Origin of the sequence: Massilia sp. Se16.2.3 (assembly GCF_014171595.1) — a bacterium.
GTDB lineage: Bacteria > Pseudomonadota > Gammaproteobacteria > Burkholderiales > Burkholderiaceae_D > Telluria.
In genome coordinates, this window is the sequence record NZ_CP050451.1 from 2817593 (window position 1) to 2841097 (window position 23505).

At 65.6% G+C, this 23505-nt stretch carries 23 protein-coding genes, 2 tRNA genes and 1 pseudogene; 15 read left to right on the forward strand and 11 right to left on the reverse strand.

Going from position 1 to position 23505, the window contains the following annotated elements; all coding sequences use genetic code 11:
- Positions 1–108: 108 nt before the first annotated feature.
- Positions 109–771: a Smr/MutS family protein gene (locus tag G4G31_RS12840; RefSeq protein ID WP_182988029.1), complete on the reverse strand. Its 663-nt coding sequence runs from the start codon at positions 769–771 to the stop codon at positions 109–111.
- Between the two features lie 12 nt (positions 772–783).
- On the reverse strand, positions 784–1743 hold the full coding sequence (trxB, locus tag G4G31_RS12845) for a thioredoxin-disulfide reductase (RefSeq protein WP_182988030.1): 960 nt from the start codon (positions 1741–1743) through the stop codon (positions 784–786).
- 191 nt (positions 1744–1934) lie between these two features.
- Here trxB and G4G31_RS12850 point away from each other — a divergent pair, with 191 nt between their 5' ends.
- Positions 1935–4529 carry a DNA translocase FtsK gene (locus G4G31_RS12850; RefSeq protein ID WP_182988031.1) on the forward strand — a complete coding sequence of 865 codons (2595 nt, stop codon included), beginning with the start codon at positions 1935–1937 and terminating at the stop codon, positions 4527–4529.
- Between the two features lie 185 nt (positions 4530–4714).
- Positions 4715–5347 (forward strand): outer membrane lipoprotein chaperone LolA, encoded by a 633-nt coding sequence (gene lolA / locus G4G31_RS12855; RefSeq protein WP_182988032.1) that lies wholly within the window; start codon positions 4715–4717, stop codon positions 5345–5347.
- A 51-nt stretch (positions 5348–5398) separates the two neighbouring features.
- On the opposite strand, the gene G4G31_RS12860 is transcribed toward lolA, so the two are convergent.
- Positions 5399–5956 carry a hypothetical protein gene (locus G4G31_RS12860; RefSeq protein ID WP_182988033.1) on the reverse strand — a complete coding sequence of 186 codons (558 nt, stop codon included), beginning with the start codon at positions 5954–5956 and terminating at the stop codon, positions 5399–5401.
- Between the two features lie 189 nt (positions 5957–6145).
- Here G4G31_RS12860 and G4G31_RS12865 point away from each other — a divergent pair, with 189 nt between their 5' ends.
- Positions 6146–7450 (forward strand): replication-associated recombination protein A, encoded by a 1305-nt coding sequence (locus G4G31_RS12865; RefSeq protein ID WP_182988034.1) that lies wholly within the window; start codon positions 6146–6148, stop codon positions 7448–7450.
- A gap of 37 nt (positions 7451–7487) precedes the next feature.
- Here the strand turns inward: G4G31_RS12865 and G4G31_RS12870 are convergent, their stop codons facing one another.
- Entirely contained in the window at positions 7488–7844 is a 357-nt protein-coding gene (locus tag G4G31_RS12870) for a winged helix-turn-helix domain-containing protein (RefSeq protein ID WP_182988035.1), read from the reverse strand.
- Positions 7845–7975: 131 nt separating this feature from the next.
- On the opposite strand from G4G31_RS12870, the gene G4G31_RS12875 reads away from it, so the two are divergent.
- The 3 genes from G4G31_RS12875 (at position 7976) to G4G31_RS12885 (ending at position 10101) form a co-directional block, all read left to right on the forward strand.
- The gene (locus G4G31_RS12875; RefSeq protein WP_182988036.1) at positions 7976–8533 is read left to right on the forward strand and encodes a hypothetical protein; all 558 of its coding nucleotides are present in this window, start codon (positions 7976–7978) and stop codon (positions 8531–8533) included.
- 99 nt (positions 8534–8632) lie between these two features.
- The gene (gene serS, locus G4G31_RS12880) at positions 8633–9928 is read left to right on the forward strand and encodes a serine--tRNA ligase (RefSeq protein WP_182988037.1); all 1296 of its coding nucleotides are present in this window, start codon (positions 8633–8635) and stop codon (positions 9926–9928) included.
- A gap of 83 nt (positions 9929–10011) precedes the next feature.
- Positions 10012–10101 (forward strand) — tRNA-Ser (locus G4G31_RS12885).
- 251 nt (positions 10102–10352) lie between these two features.
- On the opposite strand, the gene G4G31_RS12890 is transcribed toward G4G31_RS12885, so the two are convergent.
- Positions 10353–10793, reverse strand: a complete 441-nt coding sequence (locus G4G31_RS12890) for a thioesterase family protein (protein WP_182988038.1) — start codon at positions 10791–10793, stop codon at positions 10353–10355.
- A gap of 109 nt (positions 10794–10902) precedes the next feature.
- Here G4G31_RS12890 and G4G31_RS12895 point away from each other — a divergent pair.
- A pseudogene (locus tag G4G31_RS12895) lies at positions 10903–11893 on the forward strand (GlxA family transcriptional regulator).
- Between the two features lie 83 nt (positions 11894–11976).
- A tRNA-Ser gene (locus tag G4G31_RS12900) sits at positions 11977–12066 on the forward strand.
- 261 nt (positions 12067–12327) lie between these two features.
- Here G4G31_RS12900 and G4G31_RS12905 read toward each other — a convergent pair.
- The 4 genes from G4G31_RS12905 to G4G31_RS12925 form a co-directional block, all read right to left on the reverse strand.
- Positions 12328–12813 (reverse strand): hypothetical protein, encoded by a 486-nt coding sequence (locus G4G31_RS12905; RefSeq protein WP_182988039.1) that lies wholly within the window; start codon positions 12811–12813, stop codon positions 12328–12330.
- The gene (locus G4G31_RS27875) at positions 12803–14329 is read right to left on the reverse strand and encodes a tetratricopeptide repeat-containing diguanylate cyclase (protein ID WP_182988040.1); all 1527 of its coding nucleotides are present in this window, start codon (positions 14327–14329) and stop codon (positions 12803–12805) included. The genes G4G31_RS12905 and G4G31_RS27875 overlap by 11 nt, the downstream gene beginning before the upstream one ends.
- A gap of 11 nt (positions 14330–14340) precedes the next feature.
- Positions 14341–14667, reverse strand: a complete 327-nt coding sequence (locus tag G4G31_RS12915; RefSeq protein ID WP_182988041.1) for a hypothetical protein — start codon at positions 14665–14667, stop codon at positions 14341–14343.
- 409 nt (positions 14668–15076) lie between these two features.
- The gene (locus G4G31_RS12925; protein WP_229424940.1) at positions 15077–16162 is read right to left on the reverse strand and encodes a class I SAM-dependent methyltransferase; all 1086 of its coding nucleotides are present in this window, start codon (positions 16160–16162) and stop codon (positions 15077–15079) included.
- Between the two features lie 156 nt (positions 16163–16318).
- On the opposite strand from G4G31_RS12925, the gene G4G31_RS12930 reads away from it, so the two are divergent.
- The 7 genes from G4G31_RS12930 to G4G31_RS12950 all read left to right on the forward strand — a co-directional run bounded on the left by G4G31_RS12930 (position 16319) and on the right by G4G31_RS12950 (position 21386).
- Entirely contained in the window at positions 16319–16495 is a 177-nt protein-coding gene (locus tag G4G31_RS12930; protein ID WP_182988043.1) for a hypothetical protein, read from the forward strand.
- Positions 16492–17376, forward strand: coding sequence for a neutral zinc metallopeptidase (locus G4G31_RS12935; protein WP_182988044.1), 885 nt, complete (start codon positions 16492–16494; stop codon positions 17374–17376). The genes G4G31_RS12930 and G4G31_RS12935 overlap by 4 nt, the downstream gene beginning before the upstream one ends.
- A 197-nt stretch (positions 17377–17573) precedes the next feature.
- The gene (locus G4G31_RS12940; RefSeq protein WP_182988045.1) at positions 17574–18764 is read left to right on the forward strand and encodes a zinc-dependent alcohol dehydrogenase; all 1191 of its coding nucleotides are present in this window, start codon (positions 17574–17576) and stop codon (positions 18762–18764) included.
- Positions 18765–18774: 10 nt separating this feature from the next.
- Positions 18775–19377, forward strand: a complete 603-nt coding sequence (locus G4G31_RS12945; RefSeq protein ID WP_229424941.1) for a hypothetical protein — start codon at positions 18775–18777, stop codon at positions 19375–19377.
- A gap of 191 nt (positions 19378–19568) precedes the next feature.
- Positions 19569–19802 (forward strand): hypothetical protein, encoded by a 234-nt coding sequence (locus G4G31_RS28325; RefSeq protein ID WP_308621425.1) that lies wholly within the window; start codon positions 19569–19571, stop codon positions 19800–19802.
- A 26-nt stretch (positions 19803–19828) separates the two neighbouring features.
- The gene (locus G4G31_RS28330; RefSeq protein ID WP_308621427.1) at positions 19829–20119 is read left to right on the forward strand and encodes a hypothetical protein; all 291 of its coding nucleotides are present in this window, start codon (positions 19829–19831) and stop codon (positions 20117–20119) included.
- Positions 20040–21386 (forward strand): M4 family metallopeptidase, encoded by a 1347-nt coding sequence (locus G4G31_RS12950; protein WP_308621429.1) that lies wholly within the window; start codon positions 20040–20042, stop codon positions 21384–21386. The genes G4G31_RS28330 and G4G31_RS12950 overlap by 80 nt, the downstream gene beginning before the upstream one ends.
- Before the next feature lie 195 nt (positions 21387–21581).
- On the opposite strand, the gene G4G31_RS12955 is transcribed toward G4G31_RS12950, so the two are convergent.
- The gene (locus G4G31_RS12955) at positions 21582–22292 is read right to left on the reverse strand and encodes a M23 family metallopeptidase (RefSeq protein WP_182988046.1); all 711 of its coding nucleotides are present in this window, start codon (positions 22290–22292) and stop codon (positions 21582–21584) included.
- Positions 22293–22383: 91 nt separating this feature from the next.
- Positions 22384–23427 carry a L,D-transpeptidase gene (locus G4G31_RS12960; protein WP_182988047.1) on the reverse strand — a complete coding sequence of 348 codons (1044 nt, stop codon included), beginning with the start codon at positions 23425–23427 and terminating at the stop codon, positions 22384–22386.
- Positions 23428–23505: the final 78 nt, after the last annotated feature.

Genomic DNA, 23505 nt, shown 5'->3' on the forward strand with positions numbered 1-23505 from the left:
GGTACGGGCCGGCAGGAGCCAATAGTATAACGGGGGATCGGTGGGCGCCGGACGACTGGTCGGGAGCAAGCGCGCCGCGGCGCCAGGAAGGCCGGCGCGGACAGGGGTTTACAGGTCGAGGGCGGGGCGCAGCAGCACGATCAGCGCGCCCTGGCCGCCGTCGGCGCGGCCGGCCACGCAGAAGGCGACGACATCAATCATCTGCACCAGCCAGCTGTGCACGACCGAGCGCAGCACCGGCTCGCCGTTCGGCGAACCGTAGCCGACGCCATGGATGACGCGCACGCAGCGCACGCCGCGCCGCACCGAGCGGTGCACGAAGTCACCCAGCTGGCCGCGCGCGACGTCGCGCGTCATGCCGTGCAGGTCGAGTTCGTCCTGCACGGGCCAGCGGCGTTTGCGCAGCTTTTTCACCACATCGGGCCCGACGCCTTCGCGCGCGTACGACAGGGTAGGATCGTCGTCGAGCAGGCCGTCGACGTCGAACAGGTCCGACAGCGACTGCTGCATGACCAGGGCATCGTCCTCGGCCTGGGTGCGCTGGACACGGGGCTGTTTCCCCTCGCGCAGCAGCGCTTCCTGGACCGGACGGTAGACGTAGCGGTTCGATTCCGGCATTTTCTTCACGCCGGACATCGCGCCCTGGAACTCGACGGCGCGTTCGCGCGCGATGCGTTCCTGTTTTTCCCGCTCGGCCTGTTCGATGGCGCGCAGCCGCTCTTCCTCGCGGAGGCGGTCGCGCAGGGCCTTCAGGTCAGCAAACTCTTTCATGCCCCTCCAGCATCACGAATCTTCCAGGGCCTCCAGGTAACGCTGCGCATCGAGCGCGGCCATGCAGCCGCTGCCCGAGCTCGTGATCGCCTGGCGGTAGATGTGGTCCTGGACGTCGCCGGCCGCGAACACGCCCGGTACGCTGGTGGCCGTGGCCATGCCCTCGGTGCCGCTGCGGGTCTTGATGTAGCCGTTGTGCATTTCCAGCTGGCCTTCGAAGATCATCGTGTTCGGCTTGTGGCCGATCGCCACGAACAGGCCGTGCACGGTGAGGTCCTTCGTGCTTCCGTCGGCAGCCGACTTCAGCCTCAGGCCGGTCACGCCGCTATTGTCGCCCAGGACTTCGTCCAGGGTCTGGTTCAGTTCCAGCACGATCTTGCCTTCGCTGACCTTGTGCATCATGCGGTCGACCAGGATCGGCTCGGCGCGGAACTTGTCGCGGCGGTGGATCAAGGTCACTTTGGAAGCGATGCCGGCCAGGTACAGGGCTTCCTCGACCGCGGTATTGCCGCCGCCGATGACGGCCACTTCCTGGTTGCGGTAGAAGAAGCCGTCGCAGGTGGCGCAGGCCGACACGCCGCGGCCCATGAAGGCCTGTTCCGATTCCAGGCCGAGGTACTGGGCCGAGGCGCCGGTGGCGATGATCAGGGCGTCGCAGGTGAATTCGTGCGAGTCGCCAACCAGGCGAATCGGCTTCTCGTTCAAATACGTCGTATGGATGTGGTCGAACACGATTTCGGTATTGAAGCGCTCGGCGTGCTGCAGCAGGCGCTGCATCAGTTCCGGACCCTGCACGCCCAGCGGATCGCCTGGCCAGTTCTCGACGTCGGTCGTGGTCATCAGCTGGCCGCCTTGCTCGACGCCGGTCACGAGCATCGGGGAGAGGTTGGCGCGGGCCGCATACACGGCAGCGCTGTAGCCGGCGGGACCGGAACCGAGGATCAGGACTTTGGCGTGTTTCGTAGTGGTCATGGGGTGCGAGTGAGTGTAAGGGAAGTGGGAAACTGGGGGCGCGGGCTGCAGAATCAAGTCGCCAGGCGCTCGCAGATTAGCAACGCAGATTATAGACGATGATGCAGTCAAGCATGAATGGACGGCCCCGGCGCCCATATATGGCTTAGAATGACAGATTCCGCAAAAGCGAACCCATCAGCACTAGCAGCATGAGCAAGAAGAGTCCCACCCCTGTCGTGAATGGTCCCCGCAACGCGTCGGCGCGCACGCCGATGCCAAGCCGTCTCGCGCGCCTCCTGCTGGAAGCGCGCTGGATCGCCATGGCGGTCGCATTCCTGTATTTCGTCATGATTTTGCTCAGCTACAACAAGTCGGATCCGGGCTGGTCGCATGCCAACACGGTCGCGTCGATCTCCAACCTGGGCGGCAAGGCCGGTGCCTGGATTGCCGACCTGTTACTGTTCATATTCGGTTTCTCCGCCTGGTGGTGGGGCGTGCTGTTCCTGCGCGCCGTCTGGCGCGGCTACCGCCGCCTGACCGACAAGCTGGCCACGCCCAGGGAACCGGAGCACCAGGACGAGTTCATCGTCCGCTGGATCGGCTTTGCCATCATGTTTACCGGCAGCCTGGGCCTGGAATACCTGCGCCTCTGGCAGTGGAAGGTGGAATTGCCGCGCGCGCCCGGCGGCGTGCTGGGCCAGATCCTCGGCCAGGCCTCCCAGGTCGCCTTCGGCTTCACCGGCGCGACCCTGCTCCTGCTGCTGCTCTTCGGCCTGGGCTTTTCGCTCTTCTTCCAGGTGTCCTGGCTGGCCGTGGCCGAACGCATCGGCGAGGCGGTGGAAAGCACCATCGACTGGTTCCGCCTGCGCTATGAAGACCGCGAAGACCGCCGCCAGGGCGAAGCCGCTGCCGTGGCGCGCGACGAAGCGCTGGTGAGCGAACGTGCGCGCAACGACAAGGCGCCTGGTCAGGTGCCCGGCCGTGCCGAGCCTGAACTGATCGAATTCGACGAGGTGGCACCAAACCGTCCGGCGCCGCGCAGTGCGCCGCCGCGTGCCGAGCCGGTTCGTCCCGTCGAGCCCCAGCGTGTCGATACTGGCCGTGCCGATACTGGCCGTGCCGATACTGGCCGTGCCGAGCCGGTGCTCGACGTGCCCGTTGCAACGCCAGCGTTCGCCACCGCGGCGCAAACCGCAGCTGCCGAGCACCTGCCGTCGCCGATCAAGATCGAAGCGCAGATGCTGTCGGTGCCGAAAGGCGAGCGCGCCGTCAAGGAGCAGCAGACGCCGCTCTTCCGCGACTTGCCGGGCGACTCGCCGCTGCCGCCGCTGTCCTTGCTGGACGAAGCGCCGCCGGTGCAGGAAACCGTGGCCGTCGATACCCTGGAATTCACCAGCCGCCTGATCGAGAAGAAGCTGCACGACTTCGGCGTGGAAGCCAAGGTTGTCGCGGCTTACCCGGGCCCGGTTGTCACCCGCTACGAGATCGAGCCGGCGACCGGCGTGAAGGGCAGCCAGATCGTCAACCTGGCGCGCGACCTGGCGCGTTCGCTGTCGCTCACTTCCATCCGCGTGGTCGAAACCATCCCGGGCAAGAACTACATGGCCCTGGAACTGCCGAATCCGAAGCGCCAGATCGTGCGCCTGACGGAAATCGTCGGCTCCAAGGTCTACAACGACAGCGCCTCGAACCTGACGGTGGCGCTGGGCAAGGACATCGCCGGTAAACCCGTGGTGGCCGACCTGGCCAAGATGCCGCACCTGCTGGTGGCCGGTACCACCGGTTCCGGTAAGTCTGTGGGCATCAACGCCACCATCCTGTCGCTGCTCTACAAATCCGACCCGGCCGACGTGCGCCTGATCCTGATCGACCCGAAGATGCTCGAAATGTCGGTCTATGAAGGCATTCCGCACCTGCTGGCGCCGGTCGTGACCGACATGCGCCAGGCCGGCCATGCGCTGAACTGGGCGGTGAACGAGATGGAGCGCCGCTACAAGCTGATGAGTAAACTCGGCGTGCGTAACCTCGCCGGCTACAACACGAAGATCGCGGACGCGGCCAAGCGCGAGGAGCACATCCCGAATCCGTTCTCGATCATGCCGGACAATCCCGAGCCTTTGGCCAAGTTGCCGACCATCGTCATCATCATCGACGAACTGGCCGACCTGATGATGGTCGTGGGTAAAAAAGTGGAAGAGCTGATCGCCCGTATCGCGCAAAAGGCGCGCGCCGCCGGCATCCACCTGATCCTCGCGACCCAGCGCCCATCGGTGGACGTCATCACCGGCTTGATCAAGGCGAACATCCCGACCCGCATCGCCTTCCAGGTGAGCTCGAAAATCGACTCGCGCACGATTCTCGACCAGATGGGCGCGGAAGCCCTGCTCGGCATGGGCGACATGCTCTACATGCCGCCCGGTACCGGCCTGCCCGTGCGCGTGCACGGCGCCTTTGTCTCGGACGACGAAGTGCATCGAGTTGTAAAACATCTCCAATCGCTGGGCGAGCCGAATTACATTGAAGGCATCCTGGAAGGCGGGACGCTGGAAGAGGGCGGTGCCGGCGGTGGGGGCGATGCCATGGCCGGCGAAGGCGGCGGCGAGTCCGACGCCATGTACGACCAGGCCGTGGCGGTGGTGCTGAAGAACCGCCGCGCCTCGATCTCGCTCGTGCAGCGCCACCTGCGCATCGGCTACAACCGCGCCGCGCGCCTGCTCGAGCAGATGGAGCAAAGCGGCGTGGTCTCGCCGATGCAAAGCAACGGCAACCGCGACATCCTCGTGCCGGCAACGCAGGCGGAGTAAAGCCGTTGCGGCCGGCCGTGGTGCCAGGAACCGTAGGGTGGGCACCCCGTGCCCACGCGGTCGTACTGCTGCACACCGCAAAGCGACCGCCGGCTGCCAGCATCCGCACTGCGTTAAATGCCCAGCCGACACCGCGTCGTTTCCCGTCTATCCTGCACCCACGATTACTGAACCAAAGGACCCCGATGCCCAACACCAAAAACACCATCGCTCTCTTGATCGCCGCCGCCCTGGCGCTCTCAGGCGCCGCCCACGCGGCCGCCCTCGACCAGTTCAAGAGTTTCGTCGCCGGCACCAAGTCCGCCAAGGGCGAATTCACCCAGCAACAACTGAAGAAATCCGCCAACGGCAAGGCCACGCCCGCCTCCAGCGGCAGCTTCGTCTTCGCCCGCCCCGGCAAGTTCATCTGGAACTACCAGAAGCCCTACGAACAGGTGCTGCAGGCCGACGGCGACCAGCTCTACATCTACGACAAGGACCTGAACCAGGTTACCGTGCGCAAGCTCGGCAATGCTCTCGGCTCGTCGCCTGCGGCGATCCTGTTCGGCAGCAATGATCTGGAAAAGAATTTCACGCTGTCGGAAGCGGGAACGCGCGACGGCCTGGAATGGCTGAACGCCGTGCCCAAGGCGCGCGACACCACCTTCGAGCAGATCAGCATCGGCATGCGCAACGGCGCGCCGGAAGCGATGGAACTGAAGGACACCTTCGGCCAGACCTCGGTCCTGAAATTCACCAGCTTCCAGCGCAATCCCGCGCTGGGCGCCCAGCAGTTCAAGTTCGAGATCCCAAAAGGCGCCGAGGTCAGCCGGCAGTAAACAGTTGTTGTCCTGATAAACAATTGTCGGGTTGGCGCGGGTGCGCCTGGTTCAATAGATCTGCGTGCGCAGGTCGATGTGCTTGCCTGGTTCAAGCCCGACGAAGACCCCATCGGTCGGCGCGGCGACCAGCGTCACCCAGACCGTGTGCTCCTCGAAAAAGTAGGAGCGGTCCGAGCCGAACAGGGACGAGCGGAAGCGTCCGTTCCAGTCGATGCGGATGCTGTCGCCGACGCCGCCCTCGAACAGGGGCGAGGGCAGCCAGGCGGGCCATTTGGTCGTCAGCATGCTGGCCCAGGGCGGCTGCAGCGACACGATGAAACGCTCGCCGCTCGCGCGGGCGACCACGTTGTCCGGGTGCCCTGGGCGCGCGCGGTCCCAGTCCGGGTCCTTGATCCTTCCCACGCGATGCACCGGCACGAAGCCGTTTGACTCGTGCACCATCACCTCGTGACGGATCGTCGCCTCGTTCGCTTCCGCCGTCAGCTGGGGCAGGGGGTGCACCCGCGGCACCGCCAGCCGCGTGCCGGCATCGGCAGCGGCACGTGTCGCCTTGGTCCAGCGGAACCAGACGTCCTGCATCATCAGGACGGGAGGGGCTTTCTTCATCCGGAACTCCAGGGGAAAAGCGGATTATAGTGGCAGCGCTTCCATGAAAACGCCGTGGGTGCCTTTGCCTGTCTCAAGCGTGCGCGCCATCGCGGTGCGCAGCCCGCACAGGCAGCATCGGCTACACTAGTCGCATGCACAACCATTCGCAACAATTCCGCTATCCGTCGCGGCTCACGGGAGCGCGCCGTGGATGACCTGTTCAGGAACGAACCGGCGGCGCCGCTGGCCGAAGCCCTGCGTCCGCGCACCATCGACGAGGTCATCGGCCAGAGCCACCTGCTCGGTCCCGGCAAGCCCCTGAACCTCGTGTTCAAGTCGGGCAAACCCCATTCGATGATCCTGTGGGGCCCTCCGGGCGTGGGCAAGACCACGCTGGCGCGCCTGACGGCCTATGCCTTCGATTGCGAATTCATTGCCCTGTCGGCCGTGCTGTCGGGCGTGAAGGATATCCGCGCCTCGGTCGAGCAGGCCGAGCAGTACCTGGCGCGCGGCAAGCACACGATCTTGTTCATCGACGAGATCCACCGCTTCAACAAGTCGCAGCAGGACGCGCTGCTGCCTTTCGTCGAGTCCGGCCTCGTGACCCTGATCGGCGCCACGACCGAAAACCCTTCGTTCGAGGTCAACTCGGCCTTGCTGTCGCGCTCGCAGGTGTATGTGCTCAAGGCCCTGAGCGACGACGAAATGCGCCAGTTGCTTGCCCGCGCCCAGGAGCGCGTGCTCAAGCACCTGAAATTCGACGAGATCGCCATCGACACCCTGATCGGCTATGCCGACGGCGACGCGCGCCGCTTCCTGAACTTGCTGGAGCAGACCAAGACCTCGGCCGAGACCTCCGGCATCACGACGATCACCGCGGATTTCGTGGACAACGCGCTGACCCTGAATTCGCGCCGCTTCGACAAGGGTGGCGACAATTTCTACGACCAGATCTCGGCCCTGCACAAATCGGTACGCGGCTCGCATCCCGACGCGGCGCTTTACTGGCTGTGCCGCATGCTCGATGGCGGCGCCGATGCGAAATACCTGTCGCGCCGCATCGTGCGCATGGCCTGGGAAGACATCGGCCTGGCCGACCCGCGCGCCATGCAGATCGCCAACGATGCCGCCACCACCTATGAACGCCTCGGCTCCCCGGAAGGCGAGCTGGCCCTCGGCCAGGCGGTGGTTTACCTCGCCATCGCGGCCAAGAGCAATGCCGGCTACAACGCCTTCAATGCGGCGATGGCGTTCGTGCGCAAGGACAAGTCGCGCGAGGTGCCGGTGCACCTGCGTAATGCGCCGACGAAGCTGATGAAGGAACTCGGCTACGGCCATGAATACCGCTATGCCCACGACGAGCCGAACGCGTATGCGGCGGGCGAAACCTATCTGCCGGACGGCATGCCGGAACCGGGCTGGTACCAGCCGGTGCCGCGCGGGGTGGAATCGAAGATTGCCGAGAAGCTGGCCTTCCTGCGCCAGCTCGACGAGGATGCGCGCGAGGATTGAGGGCTCCGGGGAGCAGCGACGGCGGCGGCCTTGACGCTCAGTCCGACTTCGCCGCCTGCATCAGGCACCCCGACAGCTGGTCGAAATAGGCCAGGGCCGCCGGCGTGAGGTCCACCTGCTTGCGGCGCGTGTCGTCGGTGTCGGCCAGCAGGATCCAGCCTTTCTTGCGCATGCCCTTGATGCGGGTATGGATGGTGGCTGGGGCGCCCAGTTCCGCCTGCGCCATCAGGTCGCGCACGCACAGGCGCTGCTGCGCTTCGCGGGCGCGGCCGACGATGGACAGGATGCGTTCCTCGAGCGGGTCGAGCGGCGGCAGCGAGGGCAGGGCGCGCAGGGCCTGCGCCAGGTTCAGGAAGCGCAGGTAGACATCAGCGGGGCGCGTTGCCTTGCTCATGCAGGCGCGCTTCCGGGGTGTGAGCTAGGCTTGTCGGCATATCCGGTCATGTGTCGATTTTGAAATAAAGTTTCTTGATATAATCTTTTTTACGGCACTTTTGCCTATTCTACCGAAGTCGCCGCGAGCTCATGCCAGAAGTGAAGTTCAAGTTGTCCTTGTGCGGCGCCACCGTGCTGTTGTTCCTCGCCACCATCGCCCTCAACGAATTGCTGTTCACCCGGCTCGAGTTCGCACCGGGAATCAACTGGGTCTACCTTCCCGCCGGCGTCAAGCTTCTCAGTACGCTCTTGTTCGCGGAAGCGGGCGCGGCTGGCATCCTGATCGCGTCCTGGCTGGTGTGCTTCGGCTACTTTTTTCCGGACGATCCGCTGCGTTCCTTTATCGGCGGCATCCTGGCCGCCCTCGCACCCTATCTCGTCTACCGCTTCATCCTGTCCTCCAACGGAGGCAACGCCAGCCTGGCCGGGCTGTCGGCGCCGCGCCTGCTGTTCTATGCGCTGGCGTTCTCGATCGCCAGCCCAGGTCTGCACCACCTGTGGTTTGCCTTGCAGGGCGGCAAGGATGAGCTGTGGCGTAGTTTCCTCGTCATGGCCGGCGGCGACCTGGCCGGTACGCTGATCGTTCTCTACGCCGCGAAAGCGGCCTTGCTGCTCGCGCGGCCCTCGTCCGGTTCCCGCCGAAATTGACAAATCCCGCCCGAGAATTCGCTGCCAGCTTGGTACAATTGCACAATAGATAAACTGCGCGACATACCGCCAGCCCGACCTCATACTCCGATACCCATAATGATAGACATCCAACTCCTCCGCAAAGACATCGACAACGTCGCCGCCCGCCTCGCTGCGCGCAAGTTCCAGCTCGACGTGGCCGCGTTCAACGCCATGGAAGCCGAGCGCAAGGCAATCCAGACCCGTACCGAAGAACTGCAGGGCAAGCGCAACTCGCTGTCGAAGCAGATCGGCGTCCTGAAGGGCAAGGGCGAGGACACGGCTGGCGTGATGGCGGAGGTGGCGGGCCTGGGCGACGAGCTGAAGGCCAACGAAGTGGCCCTGGCCGAGGTGCAGGCAAAATTGGCGCGCTTCATGGAAGCGGTGCCGAACCTGCCGCACGAGTCCGTGCCCGCGGGCGTGGATGAAAGCGGCAATGTCGAGGTGCGCAAGATCGGCACGCCGCCACACTTCGACTTCCAGGTGAAGGACCATGTCGACATCGGCGAGAAGCTGGGCCTGGACTTCGACACGGCGGCCAAGCTGACCGGCTCGCGCTTCTCGGTCATGCGCGGCGGTATCGCACGACTGCACCGCGCGCTGGCGCAGTACATGCTCGACACCCACACCGAAAAGCATGGCTATACCGAGTGCTACACACCCTACATGGTCAACGCCGATTCGCTGCGCGGCACCGGCCAGCTGCCGAAGTTCGAAGCCGACCTGTTCTCGGTGAAGAAGGGCGGCGCGGAAGGCGAGGGCGAGCACTTCTACCTGATCCCGACTTCGGAAGTGTCGCTGACGAACATCGTGCGCGACGAGATCGTGGCACTCGACACGCTGCCGATCCGCATGACGGCGCATACCCCGTGCTTCCGCTCGGAAGCGGGCAGCTACGGCCGCGACACCCGCGGCATGATCCGCCAGCACCAGTTCGACAAGGTCGAGCTCGTACAGGTGGTCCATCCGGAGCAATCGTATGCGGCGCTCGAGGAAATGGTCGGCCAGGCCGAGTTCATCCTCCAGAGCCTGGGCTTGCCTTACCGCGTGATGTCGCTGTGCACGGGCGACATGGGCTTCTCGGCCGCCAAGACCTACGACCTGGAAGTCTGGCTGCCGGCACAGAATACCTACCGCGAGATCTCGTCGCTGTCGAACTGCGAAGCCTTCCAGGCCCGCCGCATGGGCGCGCGTTTCCGCAACGCCCAGAACAAGCCGGAACTGCTGCACACCCTGAACGGCTCGGGCCTGGCGGTCGGCCGCACCCTGGTCGCGGTGCTGGAGAACTACCAGCAGCCTGATGGCAGCGTGGCGATCCCGGACGTGCTGCGTCCCTACATGGGCGGCCTCGAGCGCCTGACGCCGGCGGCGTGAGCTCGACGCGCAAATAGCTCTTCCGTTTTCGCAAGCGGCTGCTATAATGTGGCCTCTCGCGAATTACAAGCGACCGGTTACCAGGAGAGGTGGCAGAGTGGTCGAATGTACCTGACTCGAAATCAGGCGTACGGGTGACCGTACCGTGGGTTCGAATCCCACCCTCTCCGCCAGTAAATGAAAAAGGCTCCTTCGGGAGCCTTTTTTATTTGCTGGCGGAGAGGAGCAGGGTCCTGCGGACCCTGCGCGTGGGATTCGAAGACCCGCGCCTGCAGGCGCGGGGGCGGCCCGCGGCACGTGGGCGAATCCCATCAGGCCCCGCCGGGGCCTGTTCTGCGCTGGCTCAGTGGGCGTTGCGGTTATAGCCGATACCCGTAGGGTGGGCACCCTGTGCCCACGCGTAACCTCCGAGCAGCCCGCACCCCTACCTCACACTCCCCGCGAACTCCTGATAATCCCCACTCCTCTCCAACCCCCTCAACAAGCCCGCCAGCCCCTCCGGCGGCACCGTCAACTTCCGCTTCGCCAGATCGAACCACCCCGCCGTCGACGTCACCCGCGCGCACAGCACCCCCTCCCGGTAAAACTCATTCCTCAGCATCATCCGGCTGCCGTCCTCCGACAGTCCCGCAATGCCCAGCGTCACATCGATGCTGTCGAGCAGCCGGCACTCGCGAAAATACTCGACCTCGTCGCGCATGACGACCGGCCCCAGTTGCAGGCGCATGAATTCCGACATCGGGAAGCCGTGCTCCGTGAAATACATCATGCGCACATCGGCCGACTTGTCGAGGTAGGCGGTGTTGCGCATGTGCGCGTTGAAGTCCATGTCGCCCCAGCCGGCGACCAGTGCTTTCGTGTACATGTTTTCTCCCGTGATGGATATGCGAACGCCGTCGCCAATAAGCCCACTGTACAGACCTGGCAGCCGATGAGATACTGGCCGGATTGACTTCTATGGTAGCGAACTTGCCATGCACATCCTTGTCCTCGTCCTGAACGGCGCCTTCGATACGGGTCTCGCCGCGATGCTCGATGCCTTCCAGACGGCGAACGAGCTCTCCGGCATGCTCGAAGGCCCGCAACCGCGCTTCCGGGTGACGCTTGCCGGCGTGCGCGCCGACGTACGCACGGCGCAGGGAATGACGGTGCCGGTGGTGCCGGCCGGTGAATGCGGCGTGCCCGACCTGGTCCTGCTGCCGGCGCCCGGCGACAAGATGCCCGCGCCGCTGGTGCGCACGCTCGGCGGCGGCGAAGTCCAGACGCCGCTTGCGCCCTGCGCGACTGGGCCGGGCAGGGCGCGCGCATCGGCGCCGCCTGCATCGGCAGCTTCGTGCTCGCCGAAAGCGGCCTGCTCGACGGCCACGAGGCCACCTGCACTGGTGGCTGACGCCGCTCTTTCGCGAGCGCTATCCACACGTGAAGCTCGACGCCAGGCGCATGGTCGTCAGTTCAGGGCCGTATCTCACGGCCGGCGCCGCGCTCGGCCACCTGGACCTGGCGCTGTGGGTGATCCGCCAGGCCAGTCCGGCCCCGGCGGCGCTGGTGGCGCGCTACCTGATCGTCGACGAGCGTCCGGCGCAGTCGGCCTACGTGATCGCCGATCACCTGGCCCACGACGATGCGCTCGTCTCCGCTTTCGACCGCTGGGCACGCGCGCGGCTGGCCCGGGGTTTCAGCCTCGAGGAGGCGGCAAGCGCGCTGGCGACGAGCAAGCGCACGCTGGCGCGCCGCCTGTCGGACGTGGTCGGCAAGACACCGGTCGCCTATGTGCAGGACCTGCGCATCGAGCAGGCGGTGCACCTGCTGCGCACGAGCGACCAGCCGATCGAACGCATCGCCGAACTGGTCGGCTACCGCGACGGCGTCACCCTGCGCACCCTGCTGCGCAAACGCCTGGGCAAGGGTGTACGCGAACTGCGTGGGCAACGCAGCGCCATGGCCGCGCAGCGCCGGTCTGGTTAAAACAATGCAAGCCGATAAACTTGCCACAACCGGTAGAGTGTCGCTATAATGCGGCCTCTTGCAGCGACCGCAACACCGATTCAGGAGAGGTGGCAGAGTGGTCGAATGTACCTGACTCGAAATCAGGCGTACGGGTGACCGTACCGTGGGTTCGAATCCCACCCTCTCCGCCAGGCAATAAAAAAAGGCCCCCTCGTGGGGCCTTTTTTCATTGCTTGGCGGAGAGGAGCAGGGCCCTGAGGGCCCTGCGTGTGGGCCCCAAGGGGAAGATTCGAAGCCGTGCGCCTGCAGGCGCACGGGCGGCCCGTGGCACGTGGGCGAATCCCACCGGGCCCTCCAGGGCCCGTTCAGCGCTGGCTCAGCCGGGGTTGCACGCGAAAAAGGCTCCCAACGGGAGCCTTTTTGATTCCACCGCTAAATCCGCTAACTGCCCCTCACGGCCACGGACAAACACACCCCGTCTCCAGCGACACCAGTGGCAAACTCGAATTCATCTCCGCCATATACAACTGCCGGTCATACACAAAGAACAGCCACGGCAACCCTTTCGCATCGCCCTGGTCCTTGAACGAACCGACATGCCCGCGCGCACAGCTGAGGGTCGCCAGCCACTTCGCCAGGTACAAATGATATTCGTAGAACCAGTAGGACTTCAGGTTCGGACAGGTGAAGTGCACGCCGGAGAACATGCCGGGATGGTCGCTGGCGCGCCACGAGGCCGACACATAGGCGCCGCCCGGGAACATGTTGGGACCGCCCATCGGATAAGGCGGCGCGCCGAGCTCGAAGAAGGCATGCCGCGGCCAGCTGTCGGGCGGGTCGGGCCGCTCGTTGAACAGATAGTCGAGCGTATGCAGCTCGAGAGGCGACAAGTCGTCGCGCAGTTCGATGTAAAAGCTGAAGGTGCAACTATCGGCCATGCGTGCTCCGTGGGAGGGTAAGCAACCGGGAGACGATAGCATGCTGAAAGTGGTCGAAAATGCACACTTTGTTGCACTTAGGACTATTTCGATGAACCCTGGAGCAATCGAGCCCCGGGCCGCGGCGCAAGCTAGGCGGAATCCTGCTGGCGGGGTCCGCGCACGCAGTGCAGGTCCAGCAAACCTGGCGGCAGGCTGCCGTGTCCGGCCCCGTCCAGGTCGGCGAGCACGGCAGGCACCGGCGCAAGCAGGCCGGTGACGATCCAGGCCTGGTTGCGCCCGTTCTCCTTGCCGTGGTACAGCGCCCAGTCGGCAAGGCGCAGCGCGCCTTGCCAGTCGAGCGCGCCGCTTTCCGCCCCCCGGGCAGGGCAGGTAGACGACGCCGGCGCTCAGCGTGACCGCGACCTGGCAGCTGCCCGCGTCGACGGGCGTTGCGCCCACCGCATCGAGCACCCGGCCGATCAGTTCGGCAAGGTGGACTGGATTGGTTGCCGGGGCGTACCAGGAATTCTTCGCCACCCCAGCGCAGCACCATGTCGGTATCGCGCACCGCCAGCGCCAGGCGGCGCGCTACTTCGACCAGCACCGCATCGCCCACGGCATGGCCCCAGCGGTCGTTGATGGTCTTGAAGTGGTCGATGTCCATCAGGACGAAACAGTCGACGTCGCCCGGCGCCGCCTTGCGCCGCTCGCCGCTGCCGTGGGTGGCGCGCGCCGACATCTTGTCGACAAAGGAGCGGCGGTTGAACAGGCCCGTCAAGGCGTCGCGCATCGAGTGGAACTCGAGCTGGGTGTTGAGCTGCTGCAGGCGCACGGCGCTGCTGCGGGCACGCCGGTAGAGCACGAACACGACGGCGCCACCGAGCACAGTCAGCACGGCGGCAAGGGTCGTGACGAGCTGGGCCATGCGGCGGCTGCCCAGCTCGGCTTCCTTGATGCCGTTCTCGCGGTGCAGGAATTCGATCTGGCGCGTACGCTGGGTGGCGTCGAATTCTTCCTGGAGCGCCGCAATCGCCCGGTCGCGTGCAGCGCGATCGTTGGTGCGCCCCAGCTCCTGCTGCTGGCGCACGGTTGCCAGGGCTTCCCTGTACAGGCCGGCCTGTTGCTGCATGCGGCTCTTTTCGTCGAGCATTGCTTCGACGTCGCCCCAGACTTCGCCTTTGCGCAGCTCGGCAATCACGCCGTCGACCCAAGGGAGTCCTTCGGCCATGCGTCCCTGGCCCATCAGCGCAAAACCGAGGTTCGCCCTGGCCATCAGGATCAGGCGTTGCTCCTTGACGCGCTCCGACGCCGCCAATGCCAGCCGCGATTCGCGTTCGGCGCCGGGATAATCGTGCTGCCGCAGGAAGAAATCGGCGATGTTGCCGCGTATGTTGGCTTCCAGCGTGCTCAAGCCGCCCCGTTCGGCCGTGGCCAGTGCGTCGCGGAAGGCTGCAAGCGCCTCGCGGTCGCGTCCGAGGTGCACCAGCGCGGTGCCTTCCTTGAACTGGAGCTTGCCCATGGTGATCGGGCGCACACCGGGTTCCTTCAGCGCGCGGCGGGCGGTGTCGAGCCCTTTGCGGCGTTGTCGATGTTGATGTAGACCTGTGCGATTCTCGACCCGAGATAGGCACGGCGCTCGCCCGCGCCAGGTTCGTCCGGTACCAGGCGCAGGGCGCGCAGGAAGGCACCCAGGGCCTTTTCGTGCTGGCCCCTGGCGTTGAAGACATCGCCCCGGACCTCTTCCAGCGAACCGCGCAGCGCCGCAGTCGCGTTGGCCGGCATCGCTCGTGCGATGCGGTCGAGCTCGGCGGGCGCTTCCCCAGCCCGGTTCTGTTCGACCATTTGCTTGACCAGGCCGAGCCGGGCGGTCATCTCGGCCTGGGTGTCCCTTGTGCTGGACGGCCAGGCGCAGCAGCGTGCGCGCGTCCTCGTGAGCCCGTTCGACGTGGCCCGTTTCCACGTACAGGGGGATGCCGGCCTGCAAAACGTCACGCCGCAGCGCGTATGGCGCGTCCTTGCCGAGGCCGGCCTCCGGGGCCTCGAGCCGGCGCAGCGCCTGCGGCGAGGAGGTTTCGGCCAGTTTCGCGATCGCCGCGAGTTCCGCGCGTGCGGTGCTCCACTGTGCAGGCGCGGACGGGGCCGCCGACAAACTGGCACAAAGCAGGGAGGCAGCGAAGGCGAGGGCGGCGCGGGCGGCAAGCGGCATGGAGGGATTCGGCGTGGCTGGGAAGGTGGGGCGAGCATGGGTGTCGCCACCGTATCGCCGCGATCGCTCCATTATCTACGGAAATATAAATTGATGCAGAGCAATGTCTTCAAGCAAGAGGATGAGGCCACATGATTGATGTGTGTACGCAACAACAGCGCGCCGGTACGCCTGCGTCTCCTGCTGGTCAAGCGCGTCGCGTGGCTTGCAACCACACAGCCGCGATCCGTTCCACGTCCTCGTAGCCTTCGCAGTCGAGCTGGCCGCCGAAAATGTCCGGGTCGAGCTCTTCATACGTCCAGCCCGGACAGGTCGCGTCCAGGCGTGGAGCAATGACGTCGCGGAATTCGTCGCGGCCGTCGACAATCGCGATGCCCGTGTAGAGCAGCAGGGTGCCGCCCGGGTTGAGGCGATCGAGCGCGGCTTCGACGATCGCCAGCGACAGGCCGGCCCCATGCATGTCGCCGCCGTGGCGGTAGCGCAGCTTGTCGGGGTCGAGGATGGGGGGGGATTCGATAGCACCAGGTCGAAGCCGCCGTCGAGGTCCTTCAGCAGATCGCTGTGGCGCGTCTCGACGCGCGCGGTGCCCGCCAGGCGCGCATTCACGGCGACCAGTTCGAGCGCGCGCGCGTTGATGTCGGCGGCGACCACCTGCGCTTCTGGAAAACGCGCCGCCACTTCGATCGCGCCGGCGCCGCTGCCGGCCCCGATATCGACCGCCCGGCCGGGCGTTGCCAGCCTGGTCATGGCGCGCTGCGCCGCGGCGATGTAGCGGTAGGTATCGGGGCCGAAGAACACGGCATCGTCGTCGCTGGTGGGGAATCGCGAGTGGAAGTACAGGCGCTCGCCGATCGTCGAGGCGCGCACGGTGGCGCACAGGCCGCCGCCGCGGCTGGCCTCGCGCTCGCTGACGACACCGGCGCGCCGCATCAGCGCGAAGATGTGCGCGGGCAGGGTGTCCTCGCGAAACGGCCGGCTCCAGCCGAACACGCCGCGCAGGTCGCGCGCCCAGGCGTTCTCCTCGCGGCCATTGACGCGCCGGTGGGTGGCAGGGGTGACGGTGGTGAAACGGTAGCCTGCATCCTGCAGGGCCTGGCCCAGCGCGAGCAGGGCGTCGAAGTCGAGAGTGGTCTGGGTCATCCGGCGAGCATGCGCGAACACGGATTCATGCTCTGTACGGCAGCGAACAGAGTATCCCGTTTGCATGCAGCTCGTGCTTTATGTGAATGTCCGAACATACCGGCATGGCGCGTATCGCCATACTGGTGGCATGCCAGGCTGGCAAGGGTGCCGGCGGGCGTCACATCAAGGATGACCATGAAGCCATTGCTTCCGGATCAGGAACACGTCCGCGTCGAGCGCGAAGTCGCGCGTGAACGTCACGAGCGCGAGCTCAACGACGAAGCCCGCGCCGGCCTTGCCCGCGACGACGAATTTCGCCTGAAAGACGCCCGCGAGAGCCTCAATTCAAGCAACCTGAGGAGAACACGATGAAATGGGAAGGCGGTCGCGAGAGCGATAATGTCGAGGACATGCGCGGCGGCGGCGGTGGCGGCGGAGGAGGAGGTTTCGGGATCGGCGGCAAGTCGGTCGGCCTGGGCACGGTAGCGATCGCCCTCGTGGCATCGCTCATCTTCGGCGTCGATCCAGGCACAGTACTGGGGGTACTGGGCGGGGGCTCCCCTTCTCCCCAGGTGCAGCAGCCGCGCGATCCGAATGCGCCCCGCGCAACCGACCGTGAATCGCGTTTCGTGCGCACCGTCGTCGGCTTGACCGAAGATGTCTGGACGCCGCTGTTTCGCGAGCAGGGCGGCACCTACCAGGCACCGACGCTGCGCCTGTTCGAACGCCGTACCGATACGGCATGCGGCGCGGGCAACGCGGCCACCGGGCCTTTCTATTGCCCGGCCGACCAGAAGGTCTACATCGACCTGAGCTTCTTCCGCATGATGCAGGAGCGCTGGCAGGTCGGCGGCGAATTTGCCCAGGCTTATGTGATTGCCCACGAAGTGGGACACCACGTCCAGAACCTGCTGGGAATCTCCGACAAGGTCCACAACGCCCAGGGACGTGCGTCCGAAACCGAAGGCAATGCCTTGTCGGTGCGGCTCGAACTGCAGGCGGACTGCCTGGCGGGGGTCTGGGCCTACCACGCCAACAAGAAGCAGTCGATCCTCGAAGCGGGCGACGTCGAACAGGCGCTGGCGACCGCCACCGCCATCGGCGACGACGCCCTGCAGCGCCAGGCACGCGGCGAAGTGGTGCCCGATTCCTTCACGCACGGCAGTTCGGCCCAGCGCGTGCGCTGGTTCAAGCGCGGCATCGAGAGCGGCGACGTCCAGCAATGCAATACCTTCGAAGCGCGCCAGCTGTAAGTGGCGGCGGCGAGCGCGATGCCATCAGGAAGTTTCGCTTTCCTGCTGCGAACAGTCGGCAACAAGGCGTGAAAATCGTTTAAAAAAATGGCGTTCATTTCCGTGCGCCTATCGTAATTCATAGCGTTTTGACATAAGTTTAAAGCCCATGCGTCCGCACCGATGAGTGGACACGCAAAACTTTTGAGGAGGAATTTATGCTGGCAATGAACTACCGGGGGCCCTACCGCGTGCGCGCCCAATACAAGTCCGACCCGACCATCGAACACCCGGGCGACGCCATCATCCGCGTCACGCGCTCGTGCATCTGCGGCTCGGATCTGCACCTGTATCACGGCATGGTGCCGGACACCCGGGTGGGCCACACCTTCGGCCACGAGTTCATCGGCATCATCGAGGACGTGGGTTCCGAGGTCACCACGCTGAAGGTGGGCGACCGCGTGCTGGTACCCTTCAACATCTTCTGCGGCTCCTGCTTCTTCTGCCAGAAAGAGCTCTACGGTAATTGCCACAATGCGAACCCGCAGTCGACCGCGGTCGGCTCGATCTACGGCTACTCGCACACGGCCGGCGGCTACGACGGCGGCCAGGCCGAATACGTGCGCGTGCCGATGGCCGACGTCGCTCCCATCAAGATCCCCGACGACATCCACGACGACGACGCCGTGCTGCTGACCGATGCACTGCCGACCGGCTACCAGGCGGCGGAAATGGGCGACATCGAGGAAGGCGACACCGTCGTCGTGTTCGGCGCCGGTCCGGTCGGCATCTTTGCCGCCAAGTCGGCCTGGCTGTTCGGCGCCGGCCGCGTCATCGTTGTCGACGAGCTCGACTACCGCCTCGAATTCGTCAAGAACTATGCGCAGTGCGAAGTGGTGAACTTCAAGGAAGTCGGCGACATGGCGCTGCACATCAAGAAGATGACCGACTGGCTGGGCGCGGACGTCTGCATCGACGCGGTCGGCTGCGACGCCGCCGGCAGCGTGGCGCAGACCGTCACTGGCCGCCTGATGAAAATGCAGGCCGGCGCCGCCACCGTGCTCCACTGGTGCATCAATTCGGTGCGCAAGGGCGGCAATGTCTCGATCGTCGGCGTGTATGGCCCGACCTTCAATGCGGTACCGATCGGTAACGCCCTGAACAAGGGCATCACGATGCGCATGAACCAGGCCAGCGTGAAGCGCCACGTGCCACGCCTGATCGAGCACATCCGCGCTGGCCACATCGATCCGAAAGCGATCATTACGCACCGCATCCCGCTCGAGGAAGTCGCCGACGCCTACCACATCTTCTCGAGCAAGCTCGACAACTGCATCAAGCCGATCCTGATTCCGCCGCGCGCCTATGAAACGACGCGCCCGGTGACGAACAGCGTGTCGGAAGAATAAGGAGAAGCGCATGGACAACCGCACGATCGTCAAGACCGATTACTACCCCGACAACAACGCCGAGCAGGACCAGGACTACGCCCACCCGACCATGAACGTGCCGGTGCAGCCCGAGGCGCGCCAGCACCGCCGCACGCGCGAGTCGCTCACCCACATCAAGGGCTGGGGCGCCGACCTCGACCGCAAGAACCGCCCCGGCGTACCGATGGAACGCACGCCGCCGCGCTACACGCCGGCCAACATGCCGACGCCGCCCGCGCAGCACCAGCACGTCGAGGTGCTGGTGTCGAACGAACGCCCCGGTATCACGCCGCTGCACGGCACGGTGCAGCCGCCGTCGGGCCTGTCGGGCATGATGCGCCGCGCCGCCTTCAAGTACACCGAGAACGACCTGCGCCACTGGCTGATGCTGCTGGGTGCGGACCGCGTCAACGTGGTCGAGGGCATCGTCGAGGACCTGGCCCACGGCCATGTACCGAACATCCTCGGCGAAATGGGCATCAAGTCCGAATGGGAGCACAACAAGGCAGGCCTGGCGAAGAAGGTCGCGATCGCCGGCGTGCTGGCCGGTGCCGCCTACTACCTGCTCAAGCGGCGCGACGAGCGTTATTGAGCTGCGCCGCGGGCAGAGCCGCAGCCATCGCGGCACTCCATTGCGCCGCTGCTTCCGGGGCCCGCAGCCCGCACTACCGTGCGCGCTGCGGGACTTCTTGCGTTTGAGCAAAATCTCCCTAATCCAGCTCGTCCACACTCGAAGAAGGTCCGGGCCGCGTTTGCGTCCGGAAAACTTCGATTGGAGACGAGATGACCCTACCCGCAACGACCAAGGCGCGCCTGCTGGCCCTGCCGCTCGGCATCCTGATTGCCGCTTCCTGCGCCCGTGGCGCGCCCATGATGAGCGCGCCCAAGGCGATGACGAGCCAGGCCGGCGCCGACCTGGTATCGCGCCTGGCCCGGGGCGCGCTTCACGCGGGCTCGACAACAACCACGGCTTCACGGTCTCGCTCCAGCACCCCGGCATCCGGGGTAGCCAGGTAGTACGCGCCGCGCACACCTACAAGGGCTTGCGCATATTCGGCTCGGAATCGGTGGTCGTGGTCGACGCCGCTGGCGCCATCGTGTCCGAAGCGGCCTCCGAACGCCGCCTGCACACGGGACGCGGCCAGGCCAACCGGCTCGGCGCCGTCACGGCGGACTACAGCGTCAGGCCGGCCATGCCGCCGAAAGCCGCCATCGATGCCGCCGTGGCCGCCACCAAACCGGGGCGCCAGCCACGTGGCACCGCCGAGCGCGGAACTGCTGATCTACCCGGTCATGAAGATGGAGCGCATCCCGGAAGCGCAGGACAAGCCTGAATCCGAGCTCAATGCGCTGGACGTGCGCGACGTGGTCGACCACTACGAGCTGGCCTACCTGGTGCGCACCCGCATGCAGCGCGCCGACCAGCCCCTGTTCTTCGATACCGTCGTCAGCGCGAAGGATGGGCACATCGTCGAGCGCTGGAGCATGTTGCAGACCGTCGTCGGCGTCGGCAAGAGCCAGTACAACGGCGAGGTGCCGATCAGCACCACACAGGATGGCGCCACCTTCCGCATGCTCGACCCGGAGCGCGGCACCAAGGGCGCCTATGGCGCGATGGCGATTACCAACGCCAACAACTCGAGCAAGGCCGGCGAGATGTACACCAACAGCACCAATACCTGGGGCGACGGCAAGCAGTACATCCGCGGCGGCAGCACAGTCGACGCCAACGGCCAGACCGCGGCGGTCAATGCCATGTGGGGCCTGATGAACACCTACGACGCCCTGAAGAACGTGCTCGGCTGGCAGTCGCTCGACGGCCACAACACGGCCACCTACATCGCCGTGCACGTCAACACGGCCTACGACAACGCCTACTACAGCGACACCTGCCGCTGCATGTTCATCGGCGACGGCAGCAGCTTCAGCAGCCTGGGCTCGATCGATGTCATCGGCCACGAAATGGGCCATGGCGTCACCGCGGCCACATCCGACCTGGTGTATTCCGGCGAATCGGGCGGGCTGAACGAAGCGAGTTCGGACATCGGCGGCGAAGTCGTCGAGGCCTATGCCCGCGCCGGCGGCAAGGGAGACGCGATTCCCGCGGGCGGCAACGACTGGATGCTGGGCACCGAAATCAGCCGCAACAAGACCCCGCTGCGCTGGATGTACCGCCCGAGCAAGGACGGCAGCAGCCCGGACGCCTGGAGCACCTCGCTCAAGCGCCTGGACGTGCACTACAGCAGCGGCCCCAACAACCGCATGTTCTACTTCCTGGCGCAGGGATCGAAAGCGGAGAAAGACGGCGACTACTACAGCAAGTATCTGGTGAAGTCGCCGGCGGCGATGAGCGGCATCGGTACGGACAAAGCCTTCCGCATCTGGTTCAAGGCGAACACGACCAAGTTTACCTCGAGCACGAACTATGCCGATGCGCGCGCGAAGATGGTCGAGGCGGCCGAGGAGCTGTACGGCAAGGGCAGCGTTGAGGCGGTGGCGGTGCAGCGCGCCTACGCGGCCATCAATGTCGGGGCGGATGTGGACGAGCCTGCGACAGCGGAACCCGGCACCGAGGCGCCGGACGCGGTCGCGGCCAGGTAGTCCCGCGTAGGGTGGGCTCTCGAGCCCACGCGGTCTCATCGCTTGATCAGCGCCTCACGTGTTGCGAAATGGCATGGTGTGCAGGCCGCCATCACATGAATTCAGGTTTGTCTGCGTGGTTGCAACATCGCTGGTAGGCGTCCTGTGATACCACGTGGGCTCGAGAGCCCACCCTACGAATGCGACAAAGCCCGCTCAATCCCCCATCAGCGGATACGGATTGACCGGCGTCCCTTTCCACCACTGCTTCTCAGGCGTGAGCGCCACCACCGCGAAGTGCAGGTGCGGCGCGTTCGGATCGGCATTGCCGCTGACGCCGACATAGCCGATCAGGTCGCCCCGCTTGAGCTGCATGCCTTCCTTGATGCCGTCGGCGTAGCGGTCCAGGTGGGCGTAATAATAGGCGTGCTGTTCGTTCGGATCGAACTGGTACAGGGTGACGCCGCCCGGCTTGCTCTGGAACAGCTTGGCGACCTTGCCGTCGGCGACGGCGCGCACCGGCGTGCCTTTCGGGGCCATGATGTCGAGCGCCTCGTGGTGGCGCTCCTGGCCACGCGGCTGGTCGAAAGTATCGGTCAGCTGGCTGTAGGCCACGCCCTCGACCGGTACGAGCAGCTTGGCCGGCATGCTGCCGCCTGCGCTCAGTTCCGGCGCGGTCGTGCCGTTGCTGGCCACGTGCGGGGCGGGGCGGATCGGCAGGTCGGCTTCGCTCAGGTCGGTCTGTACCAGCCCGCTGTCGGAGCCCGTGGCGGCTGGAGCCGGTGCCGGCGGGCCGCCGGCCGGCGCGGGCAGGGCGCCGCCATCGGTAACGATCGGATCCGGCGCGTCGGCAATCTCGCGCAGGTAAACGAACAGACCGCCCGCGCCAACCGCGACGCCGAGCAGGAAGGTGACCAACCATCTCATGCAAGCCTCCCGATATCAATGGGCAGCGCACCGAGGCGCTGCCCGGATCGCTACTGAACTACCTTCGAATGTCCTTTGAACGACACCTGGATCAATCCTGCAGCACGACAGGCGTGCCCGCCGCCACCACACTGGCCACTTCGGCCGCGCTCCAGTTGGTCAGGCGGATGCAGCCGTGCGATTCCGTCTTGCCGATGAATTTCGGAACCGGGGTGCCGTGGATGCCGTAGTGGGGTTTCGACAGGTCGATCCAGGCCACGCCCACCGGATTGTTGGGGCCGGCGGCGATGGTGGCCTTCTTGTCGCCCGGTTCCGCGTCCCAGAACAGCTTCGGGTTGTAGTGGTAGGTCGGGTTCGGGTGCACGCCTTCGATCTTCCAGCTGCCGATCGGCAGCGGATCGTGCTCGCTGCCGGTCGAGGCCGGGTACTGGGCGATGACGCGTTCGGCAGCGTCGAACAGCATCAGCACCTTGCGGCTGTCGCTCACGACGACCTTGGCCGCCGGCGCCAGCGGCTGGCCGCCGTGGACGCTTGGTACCACGATCTGCTCGCCCGCGCGCGAGAAATTCTTGCCGGGGTTCAGGCGCGCGATCAGGTCGGGACTGGCGTGGAATTTTTCGCCCAGGCCTTCCAGTGGCGAGGCATAGCCCATCTTTTGCAGCTTGGCCTTGTCCATCATGTCTTCGGGAATAGGCTGGAAGGGACCGGCCACGTCCTCGGCCGCAAGCACATAGTTGACGAGGGTCGGCGTCGTGTCCTGGTTCAGCGCGTTCCAGGTCGCATCGTCGAGCTTGCCGGTAGCCGGCAGGTTGCGTTGTTGCTGGAAAGTGGTCACGGCCTGGCGCATGTTCGAGCCATAGGCGCCATCGATTTCGCCGGGCGACAGGTGCATGCGGTCGAGCAGCACCTGGGCGCGCAGGTTGCGCTCGAATTCGGCGCGCTCTTGCTCGCTTGACACCGCCTGGCCCGGCGCCCCGTTGGCCGCGAGGCCTGGCTGCTGGGCGGCTCCCGGGTTGGTTGTTGAGCCGGCTGTGCAGGCTGGGCCGCTGCGGCTGCCATCGAGGGCAGCCAGGGGCGCGGCGGCGAGGGCCGCGGCGAAGGCGGGGAGGGCGAGCTTGTTGACGATGTTTTTCATATGGCACCTGCAATACTTACTGAAGGAAACCTCAGCGTAGGCGCGCGCACCGGCCCGGTCTGTGCGCGAACGAACTCA